The sequence below is a fragment of the Pedobacter sp. B4-66 genome (assembly GCF_018492665.1).
Taxonomy (GTDB): Bacteria; Bacteroidota; Bacteroidia; order Sphingobacteriales; family Sphingobacteriaceae; genus Pedobacter.
Genome location: NZ_JAFVME010000010.1, coordinates 80,638 through 98,307, shown reverse-complemented (window position 1 = coordinate 98,307; position 17,670 = coordinate 80,638). Strand labels below are relative to the sequence as shown.

Annotated in this window: 12 protein-coding genes; 9 read left to right on the top strand and 3 right to left on the bottom strand. The window is 38.6% G+C overall.

Annotated features, from left to right (window positions below):
- Positions 1–500 precede the first annotated feature (500 nt).
- Positions 501–1,946, top strand: a complete 1,446-nt coding sequence (locus tag J1905_RS17120; RefSeq protein ID WP_214228511.1) for an APC family permease — start codon at positions 501–503, stop codon at positions 1,944–1,946.
- Between the two features lie 85 nt (positions 1,947–2,031).
- Here the strand turns inward: J1905_RS17120 and J1905_RS17115 are convergent, their stop codons facing one another.
- Positions 2,032–2,703 carry a hypothetical protein gene (locus J1905_RS17115; RefSeq protein ID WP_214228510.1) on the bottom strand — a complete coding sequence of 224 codons (672 nt, stop codon included), beginning with the start codon at positions 2,701–2,703 and terminating at the stop codon, positions 2,032–2,034.
- Between the two features lie 501 nt (positions 2,704–3,204).
- On the opposite strand from J1905_RS17115, the gene eat reads away from it, so the two are divergent.
- The 8 genes from eat (at position 3,205) to J1905_RS17075 (ending at position 15,294) form a co-directional block, all read left to right on the top strand.
- Positions 3,205–4,521, top strand: coding sequence for an ethanolamine permease (gene eat / locus J1905_RS17110; RefSeq protein WP_214228509.1), 1,317 nt, complete (start codon positions 3,205–3,207; stop codon positions 4,519–4,521).
- On the top strand, positions 4,518–5,876 hold the full coding sequence (locus J1905_RS17105; protein WP_214228508.1) for a glutamine synthetase family protein: 1,359 nt from the start codon (positions 4,518–4,520) through the stop codon (positions 5,874–5,876). The genes eat and J1905_RS17105 overlap by 4 nt, the downstream gene beginning before the upstream one ends.
- A 36-nt stretch (positions 5,877–5,912) precedes the next feature.
- Positions 5,913–7,061, top strand: coding sequence for an iron-containing alcohol dehydrogenase (locus J1905_RS17100; RefSeq protein ID WP_214228507.1), 1,149 nt, complete (start codon positions 5,913–5,915; stop codon positions 7,059–7,061).
- A gap of 16 nt (positions 7,062–7,077) precedes the next feature.
- Positions 7,078–7,794 (top strand): gamma-glutamyl-gamma-aminobutyrate hydrolase family protein, encoded by a 717-nt coding sequence (locus J1905_RS17095; protein ID WP_214228506.1) that lies wholly within the window; start codon positions 7,078–7,080, stop codon positions 7,792–7,794.
- Positions 7,791–9,155, top strand: a complete 1,365-nt coding sequence (locus tag J1905_RS17090; protein WP_214228505.1) for an aldehyde dehydrogenase family protein — start codon at positions 7,791–7,793, stop codon at positions 9,153–9,155. The genes J1905_RS17095 and J1905_RS17090 overlap by 4 nt, the downstream gene beginning before the upstream one ends.
- 124 nt (positions 9,156–9,279) lie before the next feature.
- On the top strand, positions 9,280–12,000 hold the full coding sequence (locus J1905_RS17085; RefSeq protein ID WP_214228504.1) for a GH116 family glycosyl hydrolase: 2,721 nt from the start codon (positions 9,280–9,282) through the stop codon (positions 11,998–12,000).
- Between the two features lie 151 nt (positions 12,001–12,151).
- Positions 12,152–14,479: a TonB-dependent receptor gene (locus J1905_RS17080; protein WP_214228503.1), complete on the top strand. Its 2,328-nt coding sequence runs from the start codon at positions 12,152–12,154 to the stop codon at positions 14,477–14,479.
- A gap of 5 nt (positions 14,480–14,484) precedes the next feature.
- Complete coding sequence (locus tag J1905_RS17075; protein ID WP_214228502.1) at positions 14,485–15,294, top strand: DUF4249 domain-containing protein; 810 nt, start codon at positions 14,485–14,487, stop codon at positions 15,292–15,294.
- A 16-nt stretch (positions 15,295–15,310) separates the two neighbouring features.
- Here the strand turns inward: J1905_RS17075 and J1905_RS17070 are convergent, their stop codons facing one another.
- Together J1905_RS17070 and J1905_RS17065 are read right to left on the bottom strand one after the other, a co-directional pair.
- Complete coding sequence (locus J1905_RS17070) at positions 15,311–16,375, bottom strand: SO2930 family diheme c-type cytochrome (RefSeq protein WP_214228501.1); 1,065 nt, start codon at positions 16,373–16,375, stop codon at positions 15,311–15,313.
- Positions 16,376–16,386: 11 nt separating this feature from the next.
- Positions 16,387–17,670, bottom strand: coding sequence for a parallel beta-helix domain-containing protein (locus J1905_RS17065; RefSeq protein ID WP_214228500.1), 1,284 nt, complete (start codon positions 17,668–17,670; stop codon positions 16,387–16,389).

Below are 17,670 nucleotides of genomic sequence, written 5' to 3'. Positions count from 1 at the left end.
TTTTGGTTGTTAGTTGTCGACTTTAGTTGCTCACAGAATGGCTAAAGTCATTTGTTTGTAGCTGGCTGGTTACCCTTTTTCGCCATTACCTTAAAGCACTTAAGTCATTTAGCTGGCAAGACCGGGCTTTACAAAAATAAGCGTGTTTATGAAATTACCAAATTTTTAATGAATTGATTACTAACCTTTTTTAGAGACTAAGGATTTATGCCATTGGTTGCTTTTAATCGGGTTTTTTGAACAGGGAGTTATGATTGCTATTAACCTAATTAGGGATGAATGAAACAATGATCGTTCCTGCTTTATCTCTGGTTGATCTGCCTATGGTTCCCTGATCCTAAAGAACTACGCAAATCACAACTCCTCCTCAAAAATTTTAATATTCAGGTCATCCCATTGTTCTGTATTTTTAAATATCTTAGCAGAGCAGTATCATATTTAACCTGTATAAAATCAGTGTTTTTGAATTATGCAAAAAAACAACCAATCAAACCAACCATATGGATAAAGAAAATCAAGACGGTTCTTTTAAGAGAGAACTGGGACTGTTAGATGGCACTATGCTCGTAGTCGGCTCTATGATAGGGTCCGGGATATTTATAGTAAGTGCCGATATCGCACGACAAGTCGGTTCTGCGGGTTGGCTAATTCTTATCTGGGTTGTTACAGCCATAATTACCATTATTGCCGCAGTGAGTTATGGAGAACTTAGTGCAATGTTTCCAAAAGCTGGCGGACAATACGTTTATTTAAAGGAAGCTTACAATAAGCTGATTGCCTTTTTATACGGCTGGAGTCTGTTTGCGGTGATACAAACAGGTACTATAGCTGCGGTGGGGGTAGCTTTTTCGAAGTTTGCAGCTTATTTGTATGAACCCTTTAGCGAGAACAATGTTCTATGGCAAATTCAAACTGGAGTGAGCGACAAGGGAGTGCCAGAACATTACGCTATTAGTGCAGCCCAATTGGTATCTATTGTAACCATTGTTTTTCTAACATTCGTAAATAGTCGTGGTGTTAAAGACAGTAAAATTCTTCAAACAGTTTTAACCATTATAAAAATCCTATCACTATTTGGCCTCATTATTTTTGGGTTTACACTTGCGGCAAAGGCTGAGGTTTGGAACGCAAACTGGGCCAATGCCTGGGAAACACGCTCTTTCAGCCTAGATACTATGACCTGGAGCCCTATTAGCGGAAGCTTGTTACTTTCAGGGATTTCTGCAGCAATGGTTGGGTCCTTGTTTTCTAGTGATGCCTGGGCGGGAGTAACCTTTATTGCAGGTGAGATTAAAAATCCTCAACGTAATGTTGGTTTAAGTCTGTTTTTAGGGACTTTAATTGTCAGCATAATTTACATTTTGGCGAACTTGATGTATGTGGCCGTATTGCCATTAGATCAGATTACTACAGCAAAATCTGATAGGGTGGCTGTTGTTGCAGCTCAGTACATTTTTGGGCAGGCAGGTACTATTATCATCGCAGTGATGATTATGATTTCTACGTTTGCTTGTAACAATGGTTTAATTATGGCAGGCGCCCGTGTATATTATACGATGGCAAAGGATGGTTTGTTTTTTAAAAAGGCAGCTACCTTAAATGGGGCTGATGTACCGGGATGGGCGTTATGGGTGCAAGGTGCATGGGCATCTGCATTGTGTTTAACAGGAAGATATGGTGCCCTTTTGGATTTTGTAGTGATCATTGTGTTGATATTCTATATTCTTACCATTTACGGGATATTTATTTTAAGAAGAAAAATGCCTGATGCAGAGCGTCCTTATCGCGCTTTTGGCTATCCGGTTCTCCCTATGCTTTATATCATTGTAGCCTCTGCGCTTAGTATTGCATTGCTAATCTATAAGACAGATACTTGTGGTTGGGGGGTGTTGATTATGCTAATAGGAATACCAGTATATTACCTAACAAAAAAGCCGAATAGGTAAAATAGTAAAACAGATAGATTATAAGTACAAACGCCACTCTGAGTTTATTTCAGTGTGGCGTTTGTGTATAGAGGGTATTTAATAATTATTGGTTTCCTAAACGGGTTGTAAAATCAGAAATCACATTTTGATATTTTCTCAATACACGATCCCAATCGTGAAACTGTTCGTCAGCTTTTACACTTGTTAAAGGAGCTCCAGAAAATTCACTCACAAGTTTAACTTTATAGGTCAGAGGTTCGCTTTTAGATAGCTTAATGATTAATCTTGTTCTAATCGTATTTTGTTGGAAACTTTGAATACTCCATGATGTACGTAAATAAGATGTTTCTTTATCTGCAACTTCAATGGCATCAAAATAATCAGTTACAATTTGATTTGCACGTTTCCAGACCTCACCTACATCCTGACTTTTATTGATTTCAATAGAAAAGTCAATGTTAGCCTGATCAGTTTTTATTGAAGCTTCTTCTGCATCATCCTTCTTCATGTCAAAAAACTGTTTCTTTGGTGGTTCAGCCATTCCCTTCTTATTGCAGAAAGTTTGTTCGTACCTTAAAAATCCAGCTTTTTGGACTTTAACATTAACGCAAGAATTCTTAGGAACTTTGATTTTTGCATTTCCAGTACCTAAGATTTGACCATCTACAATGATTTTTGCATCAGCTTCTGATGCTGAAATTTGGATGGTTTGAGCTTTAATTGCAAAAGGTGCAACTAAAAACATGGAGGCGATTAGTAAAGATTTTAATTTCATGATGAAGTTTAATTTGTAAAAATTATCCACCACAAATTAAGCGCTCTAGCTTCACTAAAAAAATACCCATTAATGGGTATTATTTATGACCAACTATTTGTTATATTATATGCGAAAGTTTTGGAATTCAGAGCAGTTGCCTGTTAAAAAGGAACAGGGATGAGCGTATGAAGCTATCCCTGTTTTAAGATGGTTGATCCACCACAGATCAACCTAAACCAAACAAACCACTTCTATAACGTTTGATATTGTGAAAAAGTTTCTTTATTTGAAAATAAATTTTAAATAATTCCTTTTCAACGGATTATCTCTTGGTTTTGCCTGACAAAAAATCTATTTTTAGTAAAATTAAATACCTCAAGTTTAATGCTCATTACCTGTTTTTGATCTAATTCTTATTGGAAGCCACATTTCTGATTGGAATTTAGAGAATGTTTGTGAACGGAGATTGTTAAGGTGCTAGTAAAATGATATTTATAATCATGTAACCAAAATCGTCAAATGACAGAAAACAAAGGTCTAAAAAAAACGCTCACCCCTTTTATGCTCTGGGGACTTGGAGTTGGGTATGTCATTTCGGGTATGTATTTTGGATGGAATCTCGGCCTGGAAAAAGGCGGGACTGGGGGAATGGCCATTGCCACCATAGTAATTATGGTAATGTATGTAACTTTTACATTTAGTTATGCGGAGCTCGCTTGTGCCATACCCAAAGCAGGCGGAGTATTTGATTATGCAAACAAAGCGATGGGTAAAAATATTGGCTTTATAGCCGGTATTGCACAGATTGTAGAGTTTATACTTGCTCCACCGGCCATCGCATTTGCAATAGGGGCTTATTTCAATGCATTTTTTCCGCAAGTGCCCATATTAACCAGTGCCATAGCCATTTACTTTGTATTTACAGGGCTCAATGTTTACGGTGTTAAAGCCGCAGCATCTTTTGAGGTAATTATTACTGTACTGGCGGTAGGAGAGTTGCTTTTGTTTTCCGGAATCGCATTGCCAAAGTTTGAAGTCGCAAACCTTACGCACAACGCAATGCCTAATGGCTGGGGAGGTGTATTTGCTGCTATTCCTTTCGCCATCTGGTTTTTTCTAGGGATAGAAGGGATTGCTAATGTGGCCGAAGAAACTAAGAATCCGCAAAAAGATATAAGTAAAGGATTTGGATGGGCCATATTTACACTGGCAATACTATGTATATTAATATTCGTCGCGGCAACTGGCATTGCCGGATGGGAAGCAATAGTGTATAAAAACGGAATAAGCGGAGAAACATCAGACTCACCGCTTCCTCTTGCGCTGGCGAAAATTACAGGAAGTAATCACCTCATGTATCATTTGCTGATTACCGTTGGTTTGTTTGGATTGGTTGCTTCTTTTCATGGATTGATACTTGCGGCCGGAAGGTCAACTTATGAAATGGGTAGGGTGCATAACATACCGTCGTTTTTGGGCAAGATATCTCCACGTTTCCATACTCCTGCAAATGCATTGATGGGAAATATGGTAATTGGTATTCTGGCCTTGCTTTCAGGTAAAACTGCAGAGATTATTATAGTTTCAGTTTTTGGAGCGCTTACACTGTATATTATTTCCATGATATCTATTATTATTCTGAGAAAAAAGGAACCTGAACTTCCACGACCTTTTCGGGCTCCCTTTTATCCGGCATTTCCGATTATCTCATTAATAATTGCAACGGTATCGATTGTTGCGATGTTCATTTTCAATTTTAAACTAGGACTTATTTATTTCTCCATATTGATAGTAACCTTTTTGCTGTACAGAATCTTTAAACCATCCCATGCATGACAACACAAGAAATATTAGCATATGTAAAGCAGCATCCATCAGGAAAAGTAAAACTAGCCGTTGCCGATATTGATGGCGTATTAAGGGGCAAGTACATCTCTGCAGAAAAGTTTACCTCTGTTGCAGAAGGTAGATTAGGATTTTGCGATGTTACTTTTGGATGGGATATGGGCGATGTTGCTTACGATAACGTAAAGTTTACAGGTTGGCATACCGGCTATCCGGATGCACTGGTAAAACTTGATCTAAGCACTTTCCGTAAAATACCATGGGAAAATGATATTCCTTTTTTTCTTGGTGATTTTGTTGATGACAATGAAAAGGCCGGTTACACTTGTCCGCGACAGTTATTGCGTAAGATATTGGCAGATACAGAACAAAGTGGTTTTCTCCCCTATTTCTCACAGGAGTTTGAATGGTTCAATTTTGCTGAAACCCCAGAAACGGCTCATCAAAAAGGGTATCAAAACCTTACACCGTTAACTCCGGGAATGTTTGGCTATTCTATTTTACGTAGCACATTAAAAAATGAATACATGACAGATCTTTTTGATCTGCTCAGCAAATTTGGAATACCTATAGAGGGTTTGCATACAGAAACGGGACCAGGAGTTTATGAAGCTGCAATTAAGTATGCTCCGGTTTTGCAGGCTGCAGATCAGGCGGTGTTGTTTAAGACTTCTGTAAAAGAGATTGCTTATAAACATGGTGTACTGGCTACGTTTATGGCAAAAATCACCGAAAATTTACCGGGTTGTAGCGGTCACGTGCATCAAAGTTTATGGGATAAGGATGCTAAGAAGAATCTGTTTTACGATGAAAAGGATCCTCATAAAATGAGTGATCTGATGAAAAGCTATATAGCTGGTCAATTGCATTGTCTGCCACAGATACTACCCATGATTGCCCCGACCATTAACAGTTATAAACGATTGGTAGAAGGAGCATGGGCACCCACTACTCTAACCTGGGGTATCGATAACAGAACAGTTGCCTTAAGGGCATTACCTTGCAATGCAAAAGCCACACGCTTAGAAACAAGAGTTGTAGGTTCTGATACCAATCCTTATTTGGCCTTGGCCGCTTGCCTTGCAGCTGGTTTGTATGGGGTTAAAAATAAAATGAAACTAGAAAAGGAGGCCACAGAGGGGAATGGCTACAAAGATCTTTCAAACGGTGTATTGCCTGCGAATCTTCATGAGGCAACCCAAAAAATGAAGCAATCTGCTGTTGCAAAAGAGTTGTTTGGCGATCAGTTTGTTGAGCATTTTACGTTAACAAGAGAGTGGGAATGGAAACAGTATGCCAAAGTAGTAACAGACTGGGAGCTTAAACGCTACTTTGAAATTATTTAACCTCAAACATTAATTGATTATTTAGTAATAATAGATATGACATTCGATAAAGTATATCAGTATAATTTTCCAACTACCATTCGTTTTGGAGCCGGAGCTATAAAGGAATTACCAGCCTATTTACAAAAAAAAGGATTAAAGCGACCAATGATCGTTACCGACCCAACAATAGCTTCATTGCCATTTTTTAAGGCTATTGTAAATGATCTGCAAGCGCATCATATTTCTGTAGAGATATTTAATGATATACATAAAAACCCTGTTAAAAGTGATGTATACAAGGGTGGAGATGTGTGGGATAATACTTCCAGAGATAGTATCATCGGTATTGGGGGTGGTGCAGCTTTGGATGTAGCCAGAGCAATTGTATTAAGGGTAAATCACCGGGAGGATCTATTTAAGTACGATGACCTGATTGGTGGTGATGTATATGTGACCAATGATGTCCCTCATTTCATAACCATTCCGACCACTTCAGGAACTGGGAGTGAAGTAGGCAGGAGCGCCATTATTGCTGATGATGAAAAACATCAAAAAAAGATTCTGTTCTCACCAAAACTGATGGCCCAGATTGTATTTGCCGATCCGGTACTTACAATGGACTTGCCTCCCTTTATTACCGCTGCAACAGGTATGGATGCACTTACCCATAATATGGAAGCATTTTTGGCAAAAAATCCGCATCCTTTGTGCGACGGTATAGCGCTAGAGGGTATCTCGTTAATAAAAGATTCGTTGGAAAGGGCTACAAATAAACCAGATATAGAAAGCAGAAGTAAAATGCTGATGGCATCTATGATGGGTGCAATTGCTTTTCAAAAAGGACTAGGTGTAGTACATTCTCTTGCACATCCACTTTCTTCGCTGCTTGATACACATCATGGTTTGGCCAACGCGGTAAATATCCCTTACGGAATGCAATTTAATATCGTGGGTTTTGAAGATAAATTCCGCAGAATAGCCAGAACTCTGGAGTTAAAAGACGAAACAGGTGAAGCTGTTGTGAAATATCTTTTCGAACTGAATACCAAAGTAAATATCCCTCATCATTTAAGAGATATTGGTGTAAAACCTGAGCACATAGAAACGCTTGCTGATCTGGCTCTTGCCGATTTTGCACATCCTAATAATCCTAAGCCGGTAAGTAGGGAAGATTTTAAACAACTGTATTTAAAGGCGCTTTAAATAACAATATATTCTGATGAAAAAAAAGATTGGAATAAGCTACACCGAAACCAATTTTCAGAACTACTGGAATTGGTTTACTTCGCAAGAGTTGGGCGATGAACTTGAGCTCATTGAGCTTTCTTTTCAAAAAGATAACATCTACGATTTTCAGCTTTGTGATGGCTTTGTGTTAACCGGAGGAATAGATGTAGTGCCTGAATTGTATGGCGGTGCCCAGGATTACCCGCACAAGCCAGATAGGTTTCTGCCAGAAAGGGATCAATTTGAATTGCAGATTTATACCTATTCACAAGATCATCAGGTGCCCGTTCTTGGCATTTGCAGGGGGATGCAGTATGTTAACATCCTTGAGGGAGGAAAAGTGTTTGAGGATAATGGGGAAGAGAAAAATCAGATCCATAAAAAGGGCATTGAGGATAAAGTTCATGGCGTAAAGATTGAACGAAACAGTTTGTTGTATAGCGTAACAGGTGTAGAAAAAGGTGAGGTAAATAGCGCTCATCATCAAGGCGTAAATCCTAGCTATTTGGGCGATAATTTAATGGTTAGTGCCTACTCAGATACTCCGGACGGGATTATTGAAGCATTGGAATTTAAAGATAAAACCGATAAAGCTTTTATGCTTGGCGTACAATGGCATCCTGAAAGAATGAAAGAGAAAGAATCGAATCCACTCTCTCAAAAAGTTAAAGAACAGTTTATAGAAGCAGTTAAAAATCATAAAAGATGAATGTTGTAAATCCGGCCACCGAAGAAATCATTACCCTATTAATAGAAAACGACAGAGCATCGTTAGATAAGAAATACAGCCTGCTTAAAGCTGCTCAAAAACATTGGGCTCAGCAATCATTAAAAGAGCGCATTGCAGTTATCCAGAGGTTTTATGATCTGTTGGATCTTGAAAAAGAAAAGCTTGCATCTATACTTACTTCCGAAGTTGGCAAGCCTTTGCAGCAGTCGCGGAATGAGCTTAATGGTGCAAGGACAAGGATTCAATGGATGATTAATAATGCAGAGAAATATCTCTCGGATGAATTGGTGACTGATTCTGAGGAACTCCAGGAAAAGATTTCCTATGATCCACTTGGTGTAATATGTAATATATCTGCCTGGAATTACCCTTATCTTGTTGGTGTAAATGTATTTGTACCTGCCTTACTTGCCGGAAATGCGGTAATGTATAAACCTTCGGAGTATGCTTCTTTAACAGGGTTGGAAATTGAGCGATTGCTTAAAAAAGCAGGTGTTCCTGAAAACGTTTTTCAGATAGCTATTGGAGCTAAAGAAACAGGAATGGAATTGTTGGATATGGATTTCGATGGTTATTTCTTTACCGGGTCTTACAAAACAGGAAAGTATATTTATGAAAAGGTAGCAAAAAAGATGGTTCCTTGTCAGCTTGAACTGGGTGGTAAAGATCCGCTTTATGTAGCCGATGATGTAAAAGATATTGCTTCGGTTGCTGCAGGCACTGCCGACGGGGCTTTTTATAATAATGGACAGAGCTGCTGTGCTGTTGAGCGCATTTATGTACATGAAAATGTATATGATGATTATGTAGATGCTTTTGTAAAAGAAGTAAAGTCATGGAAATCGGGGCTACCTACAGAAGAAGGAGTTTACATCGGTGCACTTACAAGAAAGGAGCAGATTAGTGTACTGAAACAACAGGTTGAGGATGCTTTAGAAAAAGGCGCCACGCTATTGCATGGAGGTAAACGGAAAGGCAATGTTGGGCATTATTTTGAGCCGACGGTGTTAACCGATGTAACTAATAATATGAAAGTGATGCAGGAAGAAAGCTTTGGCCCCATCATTGGAATTATGAAAGTGAGAGATGATGATGAGGCTTTGGAGATGATGAAAGATACCGCCTATGGGCTTACAGCTTCAGTTTATTCTGATAACAGAGATAGGGCAGAACAGATTCTTTCTCAAATTGATTCCGGCACGGGGTATTGGAATTGCTGCGACAGGGTAAGTGCGGGTGTGCCTTGGAGCGGTAGAAAACATTCGGGAATAGGAGCTACCTTATCCCATCAGGGCTTGCGTGCTTTTACCAAACCTAAAGCCTGGCACTTGAGGAGTTAAGCTCATTTTGGAATCACCTATTATTCAGTTGAGAATTTTGCCATAATGTTAAGCGATTTTGGCAAATCCAAAATAATTTGATATAAACTGTTTAGTTTTAGTTAATTGAACCAGATATATCTATATGCCTAACCAATCATCCAATAGAAGAGATTTTATTAAAAAAGCAGGCTTGCTTACAGCTAGTCTGGCAGCTGTACAATTCCCTGTATGGGGTAAAAGTATTTTTGCCCTGGATTACCCATTGCACAACATCCCCGAAAATAAAGGACTAGATGCTAAATGGGTAAGGTCACTTTACAAGAGAGGCGAAGAGACTGCTTATTTTAAAAGTAAAAATGAATTTAAATATATTGGAATGCCAGTCGGCGGCCTCCATGCCGGAACAGTGTATGTTGGCGGAGATGGTAGATTATGGTTATGGCAAATCTATAACGAAACTTTTGAAGGTGCACAGGAAGGTATAGATCCTAAAACTGTGAATTGGAATGATGGAGCCGAAGTTAGAAAAATCCGTGCCAGGGATGGCTCTGCTTATATAGAGCCTGCTATTGCTAACAATAGGCGAGTTCTAGAGCAGGGCTTCGCTGTAAAAGTTGTTTTTAACGGTAAAACGTTTATTAAAGAATTAAGCGAAGAGCATTGGGATGAGATAGTTTTTAAGCCTGCTTATCCAATGGCTACCATAAAATACATTAGTAAGGATTTTCCTGTGGCAGTACAACTAAAGGTTTATTCTCCATTTATTCCCTTAGATGCACAGAATTCTGCATTACCGGCAACCATTCTACGCGTAGAAGTAAAGAATACCACGACTAGCAATATTAATGTTTCAGTGTTAGGCTGGATGGAAAATGGGGTCAATAAGTTAACCGGAAAGGTAAATACAGGGAAAAGAAAGAATGAAGTTTTAACAGCTGAAAATTCAAGTAGTATTTTTTCTTCATTTGACGCCGCTAACGATGAGGTGAAAAATGCACAGGATAGTGGAACAATGTGTTTTAGCCTACATAAAGCAAAGGGAAAAACATATGCTGCTATTGAACCTTGGCCAATTACCGACAAACACTTTAATGCTGCGGTTACCAGCTCAGGTTCTGAGGATGCACCAGGGAAATTGGTGGGAGGAATTGAAATTACAGAAGTGCTTAGCCCTGGAAAGTCAGTTAAGGCTGATTATTCCATCAGCTGGCATTTTAACAATGCAAATGTTAACCTCAAAAAAATAGTTAAGGATGCGGAAGAAGGATTTCATTATGCTACCAGATTTAAAGACGCCGGAGCAGTAAGTTCTTATCTGCAATCGAATTTTGAAAAATTAACAAAGACAACAGAGCTGTGGAGTACCACATGGAATGACTCTACGCTGCCGTATTGGTTCTTGGAACGTACTTTTATTAATATTGATACACTTGCAACAGCCAATACTTATCGATTCGCTGACGGTAGATTTTGGAGTTGGGAGGGTGTTGGCGCTTGTGCCGGAACTTGTACTCACGTGTGGCAGTATGCACAGGCTGTAGCCAGAATATTCCCAGAGTTGGAGCGAGACTTAAGGCATCGTGTAGATTTAGGTGTTGGGTTTAAGGAAGATAGCGGAGCGATTATATTCCGCGCAGAGAATGAAAGTAGACCTGCAATTGACGGACAGGCAGGTACTGTTCTTAGATTTTACCGTGAGCACCAAATGAGTGGCGATAATATTTTTCTGCAAACTAACTGGCCAAGAATTAAAAAAGCAACGCAGTTTATGCTTGATCAGGATAAGAATGGGGATGGTATGACCGATACACCAATGGAGAATACATTGGATGCGGTATGGGAAGGTGAGATTGCATGGATTGTTGGGCTTTGCATAGCAGGAGCAAGGGCGGGTCAGGCAATGGCAGAAGAAATGAATGATACCTCATTTGCTAAAACTTGCGAAACTTATGTAGCCAATGGTCGTAAGAATATGGAAAAAGAACTATTTAATGGAGAATATTTTATCCATAGACCAGATAAGATTCAGGGGCGTAAAAATCTGGGTTCTTATAACACCTGTCATATTGATCAGGTTTATGGTCAAAGCTGGGCATTTCAGGTAGGGTTACCAAGAGTATTGAGCAAGGATAAAGCCGTTGCTGCACTAAAAGCTTTATGGAAATATAACTATACTACTGATGTTGGTGCATATATAAAAACCCATGTAGGCGGCAGACCGTATGCATTGCCGGGCGAAGGGGGAATGATAATGAACACCAACCCTCACAATGAGCCTAGACCATTTGGAGAGAATGTAACCTGGCAGCTTGGATATTTTCATGAATGCATGAGCGGATTTGAACATCAGGTAGCTGCACATTTGATGGCAGAAGGTATGGTTGAAGAAAGTTTGGTTCTAACCAGATCTATTCATGACAGATATCATGCGGCTAAAAGAAATCCATTTAATGAGATTGAATGTAGTGATCATTATGCCAGAGCTATGGCAAGTTATGGTACATTTATTAATGCCTGTGGCTTTGAGTATCATGGGCCCAAAGGCTATATTAAATTCTCACCTGCCTGGAATGCAGAAAACTTTAAAGCACCTTTTACTTCGGCTAATGGCTGGGGCAGTTACACACAGAAAAAGACAGGGGTTAAGCAGTTGCATACTATAAACCTGAAATATGGAGAGTTGCAATTACAGGAGCTTGCTTTTAATAAAATAGATTCTGGCAGTGTAAAGTCGGTTTCAGTAATGTTAGGCGCTCAAAATATTCCCGTTCAATTAAAGCAGGATGGTGCTGAATTGCGGATTATGAGTAATAAGAAGATTAATGTTAAAGCTAATGAAAGCTTAAACATTACTTTTTCCTGATAGTTAGGTGTTTTATTGTATTCAGCTCTTTTAAAATACAGTTCGAAAGGGTTTTTGTACACTTCATCACTTATTTTACTTGCCTCATCACTTTTTTGAGTGTGATAATGAGTTAATATGATAGTTTTGTGCTGTTAATTATTAAAACAGCATGAAACTATTTCTCTTTTTTCTATTATTCTCTGTCGCTTCTGCTCCATTTTATTTATCAGCACAACAACGTTTTGCCATAAGCGGTACCGTGAGGGATGCTTCAACTGGAGAAACGTTAATTGGAGCTACAGTAAAATTGCAAAGCCCATCTCAAAATACAGGTATAGCAACAAATGCTTATGGATTTTATTCGCTTACTTCAGCTGAAGGTGAGTATAGCCTAGTTATAAGTTATAGTGGTTATCAAACGAATACCCAAAACATTACATTAAATAAAGCGTTAAAGTTTAATATCGAACTTAAAGCGGTTTCGGATTTACAGGAGGTTGTAATAAGTGCAGCTGAACGGAAGAATGAAAATGTAAAGAGTCCTCAGATGGGTTTGAATAAAATCGATATGAAAGATTTGGACAATGTACCTGTACTGTTAGGAGAAAAAGACGTTTTAAAAACTATACAATTATTGCCTGGAGTAAAAGCTGGGGGAGAAGGAAATACCGGCTTTTTTGTTCGTGGAGGTGCAGCAGATCAAAACCTGATACTTTTAGATGAAGCTACGGTTTATAATTCATCACACCTTTTAGGTTTCTTTTCAACCTTTAATGCCGATGCGATAAAGGACGTAAGCTTGTATAAAGGAGGGATGCCATCACAATATGGTGGCAGATTATCTTCTGTGCTTGATGTTAAAATGCAGGATGGTAATGATAAGGAATATGGGGTAGAAGGAGGATTAGGGCTTATCGCTTCCAGGATAAAAGCTGAGGGGCCAATCGTTAAAAATAAAAGCTCCTTTATGTTTAGTGCCCGAAGAACTTATATAGATCTTTTGCTTAAAGCTTCAGGCGATTCGGCATTAAAGAACAATACTTTGAACTTTTATGATATTAATGCCAAAGTGAATTATAAGTTTGATGATAAAAATACACTGTTTCTTTCAGGTTATTTTGGGCAGGACAATATTGGAATTAAAGATCTTTTTGCTAATGATTGGGGCAATACAACAGCCACCGTCCGTTTAAATCATGTGTTTAACAACAGACTGTTTTCAAATACATCATTGATTTTTAACAAGTACAGTTATGCCATTCAATTGCTCGACGAAAAAAGCAGTGCAGAGGTAAAATCGCTGATCAGAGATTTCAATTTTAAAGAAGACCTCCAGTATTATAGTAGTAATCACATTCTAAGGTTCGGATTACACGCAACACACCATAGAATAGCACCATCTGATATTACTACATCGGCCAATTCAAGCTTTAATCCACTTTCAATAGAGAATCGTTACGGTCTGGAGTTTGCAGCCTACGTATCAGATGAATGGACAATCAGTGATAAATTCAATATCTTGTATGGCTTAAGACTTAGTCAGTTTTCCCTTCTAGGGCCCGGAACAATTAATACTTACAACGGTTCAGGAGAGGTTAGTTCATCATCAACCTATAAAAGCGGTGAGTTTGTTAAAAATTACTTTAATCTTGAGCCACGTTTTTCAGCGAGTTATAGTTTGAGTGAGAAAAACTCAATAAAGGCATCTTACAACCGCAATACACAGAATATTCATATCCTTACTAATTCGAGCACTAGTTCTCCAACAGATCAATATGTGATGAGCAGTAATAATATTAAGCCGGAGATTGCAGATCAGGTAGCACTAGGGTTTTTCAAAAATAGTGAGAGCAATACATTTGAGTTTTCGGCCGAGGTTTATTATAAATGGCTGCAAAACCAAATAGACTATAAAGATGCTGCCGAACTTACCGCAAATAAAGATGTTGAATCTGAATTGCTGTATGGACAAGGGAGGGCATATGGCCTGGAACTTTATGGTAAAAAAAGTAAAGGTAAACTTACCGGATGGCTTAGCTATACGCTTTCAAAAACTGAGCGTCAGTTTGATAAAATCAATAACGGCAAGTATTTTAATGCAAAGCAAGATCGTACACATGACCTGGCTTTAGTTGCCATGTACAACCTTAGTCGCCGTTGGTCGTTGTCTGCCAACTACATTTATAGCACGGGTAATGCTGTTACCTATCCTGCCGGAAAATATAATGTAGGTGGACTTACCACTTATTATTATACTGAAAGAAATGCTAACAGAATGCCATATACCTCTCGTTTGGATATCGGTGCAACATTAAAAGCTAAGGAAACTAAGAAATTCAAATCAAGCTGGACATTTAGTGTGTACAATGCATTAAACCGTAAGAATCCTTATGCTATTCAATTCAGAGATAAAGAGAATGATCCAACACGTACTGAAGCAGTACAAATCAGTCTTTTTGGTATTATTCCTTCAGTAACCTATAACTTTAAATTTTAACAGTGATGCTAAAAAAAATCAAATATTTAAGTCTATTAATTGCCGTGTCTTTTAGCATCAGCTCATGTGAAAAGGTAATAGATGTTAAGCTTAATACTTCTGCAAACCAATTGGTGATAGAGGGTAATATAACCAATCAATTGGGGCAACAAACTATTAAAATAAGCCAGTCGGTACCTTATACTGAAACTAATACTTATCCTGTAGTTAAGGGGGCTATAGTAAATGTAACTGATGATAAAGGTAGTTCATGGATCTTTACTGAAAGTGCTCCGGGTAGCTATACCTTTGGGCAGTTAAAAGGAGAGCCAGGGCGTACTTATACGCTTAAAGTAAATGTAAACAATACGCTTTATACGGCCTCTTCAACCATGCCCGACTCAGTGGTAATTGATTCGCTCGATGTTAAGGTGTTTGCGTTTGGAAGTGAAAAACAGAAGCAAACGCAAGTACATTATAAAGACCCTGCCGGAGTTGCCAATCAGTACAGATTTGTGTTAAAAGTTAATGGGAATCAATCAAAGCGTGTTTATGCAGAAAATGATCGTTTTACCGATGGAAATGATGTACCTACTGTTTTGTTTTATGCCGGGAAAAATGATGATGATAATGAGCTAAAAACAGGGGATAATGTAGATGTTGAAATGCAGTGTATAGATAAGAACCTATTTACTTATTGGAATACGCTAAGTCAGCAAACGCAAGGCAGCCCTGGAGGAATAACACCGGGTAATCCACCTTCAAATATTAGCGGTAATGCATTGGGTTACTTTAGCGCACATACAGTTAGCAAAAAGCAAATGGTGGTTAAATAGTGAAGTGTTTATGTAATTATTTTAAATTGTTGATCCAGTCCCTAATTAACTTTATACCCTCTTTATGAGGAAGGGTTCTGGCAAGCTCAGGCATTGCTGTACCCGGCTCAGTGCTATTCATTCTATACGCCAAAATAGAATGAGTAGCATCTCCAGGGATGATATCATAATCTAAGCCACCTGCACCACCACCTGCAGATACTGGGGCTTTTCTTATTCCTAAATGATTAGGATTAGTCTGCTCGTATTCTAAAAACAATCCTGTGTTGTACGCATCACCTCCTTTGGTGTGGCAATGTGCACAGTTGATGTCGAGGTAGGCCCTTGCGCGCTGATCCAGACTGTAGTGCTTTGCATCAAATGAGTTTGGTAACACGGCTACGGCTCCAGTATCAGGTAATCCTTTTAATACTCCTTTTGCTACCCATGCCTTAAGTTGATTGATACTTTGCCCGGCAACAGTAATGTTAAGGTTTCTTGCCTTTGGACCAATAGGAATCAACACATCATTTTTAATGTGGCAGCGCTTACAATCATTGGTATTTGGCACCTGATAATTTGTTAATAGCTTATTGCCATCATTGTCCAATAGGGTAATAGGAATTTTAGCTCCTGTAATGTGTTTAACTGCCTCTGTTTGTTCCTTATTCCATAAATAATTCATCACTTTCCAGTTCTTGTCAGTAGGGTCTTTAACCAATAGCCTGGTTTCAATCATTATCTTCTCATGACTAACATTGGTGTAGGCAAAGTTTTTTACAATGATGGTTGAATCTGGAAAATCAAGTGCACCTTCTTTGGTATACTTCATTGCTGTGCCTTTTGGTAAAACAATGAAGCGGTCTTTAACAGCATAATCAGTAAAGAGAGCAGTGCTGATGTCGTAGTGCAAAACCCCTTCATTAGGATCAAGATCCTTTAGTTTGTTTTTAAAGAAACCATAATCAGACAGTTTTTCTTTAAATACAAAGCCACTGTTTTGTACTGCCCGACCTGTATTGTTTTTACATCCCTGTCCGCTTAAAATTGAAAGTGAAATACTGAAAAGAAGAATAGATCCTAGAAGATAAGTTTTACGCATTGATACTAGTTTTACTTGCAGATATAAGGGGTAATGTCGGTGTTTGGTTTCCAGTTTTTAGGATTGCTGATGTTTAAAAAGTCAGCGTTTACAAATAGGTTGTCGCCCGTTTGCTTTATGCAAATAGAATCCGGGTTAATCCCTGTTCCTTTAGTTAAGATATTGCTCGAAATACCATCATACATAATGAAAGGGATTCGTTTGTTTTTTCTTGTTGGATCACTTGCATTTAGCTGTTGCTCAACTGCTACCAGTATTTTTCCGATACGGTGCTCATAAGCTGCTTCAGGAAATTTAGGACCCATTTCAATTGTATTGCCATGAATATTAATGTTTTTAGAAATAGGGAAGTAGTTGTCGTTTATTTTCTCTGCGGCCTTCTCATCAACAGCAAAGCCGGAAGCGATAGTTATAGAGGATGAATTGTTGTTAATAATTCTGTTGTTATAAATCTCGATGTCTGATGCGGCCAATATAATAATTCCACTTCCTGGCGAGGCATTACCTACGCCCCATGAGGTGCCAAAGCTACCGGCCTTAGCAAAGTTTCTGAAATTGTTGTCGTGGATGTAATTGTTATAGGCTTTAACATGACCACCTTTTTTGGAAAGATCTGGTAGGTCGAAGATTAAGAAACCTGCGGTATTGTTGTAGAATTCGTTGTCATATACTTGTGCATTAGAAGTGTTTTCGATCTCACAACCGGCAACATTCTTGGCCGCCTTACAGTTTCTTACTACTGCACTATCTGTTTGTCCTACGTAAATACCTGCATCAGAAGAACCTTCTGTATAGCAGTTTTCTATCAACACATTTTTGCACATTACCGGGTAGATGGCATAGCCACCACTGGTCGAATCTGCTTTACTCCAAACAGCATGTAGATTGGTGACAACTACATTACGACTCTTGTTGATTTTTAATAAATCTCCCTTTGAATCGCGAATGGTCATTCCATCAATTACAAAACCTTTTACATCAGTTACCCTAATGCCTTCTCCACCCTGGCTCTGCTCTTTAAAGTCCAGAATAGTTTTGTCATGTCCCTCACCCTGAATCATGATGTGGTTTACCTGTGCAATACTCAGGTTGTCGAATTTATAAGTACCCTGTTTTAGTAAAATGAGGGTGCTGTCTTTTATCGACAAGAAAGCCTCAGCAATCTTTTGCTCTTCTCCTGGTTTAAAGGTTAGTGTTGTTTTATAGTTTCCATCTTGCTTAGACTTATTTCCTGTGCAGGAAAATAAGGATGCTGTAACAAGAAACGCTATTAGTAATGAAGGTATGGTTTTCAT

Bases quoted from the DNA above. Each gene is read 5' to 3' on its own strand.
- J1905_RS17090 (WP_214228505.1), top strand. From the start codon at position 7,791: ATGAATGTTGTAAATCCGGCCACCGAAGAAATCATTACCCTATTAATA.
- J1905_RS17100 (WP_214228507.1), top strand. From the start codon at position 5,913: ATGACATTCGATAAAGTATATCAGTATAATTTTCCAACTACCATTCGT.
- J1905_RS17095 (WP_214228506.1), top strand. From the start codon at position 7,078: ATGAAAAAAAAGATTGGAATAAGCTACACCGAAACCAATTTTCAGAAC.
- J1905_RS17070 (WP_214228501.1), bottom strand. From the start codon at position 16,375: ATGCGTAAAACTTATCTTCTAGGATCTATTCTTCTTTTCAGTATTTCA.
- J1905_RS17115 (WP_214228510.1), bottom strand. From the start codon at position 2,703: ATGAAATTAAAATCTTTACTAATCGCCTCCATGTTTTTAGTTGCACCT.
- J1905_RS17120 (WP_214228511.1), top strand. From the start codon at position 501: ATGGATAAAGAAAATCAAGACGGTTCTTTTAAGAGAGAACTGGGACTG.
- J1905_RS17105 (WP_214228508.1), top strand. From the start codon at position 4,518: ATGACAACACAAGAAATATTAGCATATGTAAAGCAGCATCCATCAGGA.
- eat (WP_214228509.1), top strand. From the start codon at position 3,205: ATGACAGAAAACAAAGGTCTAAAAAAAACGCTCACCCCTTTTATGCTC.
- J1905_RS17085 (WP_214228504.1), top strand. From the start codon at position 9,280: ATGCCTAACCAATCATCCAATAGAAGAGATTTTATTAAAAAAGCAGGC.
- J1905_RS17075 (WP_214228502.1), top strand. From the start codon at position 14,485: ATGCTAAAAAAAATCAAATATTTAAGTCTATTAATTGCCGTGTCTTTT.
- J1905_RS17065 (WP_214228500.1), bottom strand. From the start codon at position 17,670: ATGAAAACCATACCTTCATTACTAATAGCGTTTCTTGTTACAGCATCC.
- J1905_RS17080 (WP_214228503.1), top strand. From the start codon at position 12,152: ATGAAACTATTTCTCTTTTTTCTATTATTCTCTGTCGCTTCTGCTCCA.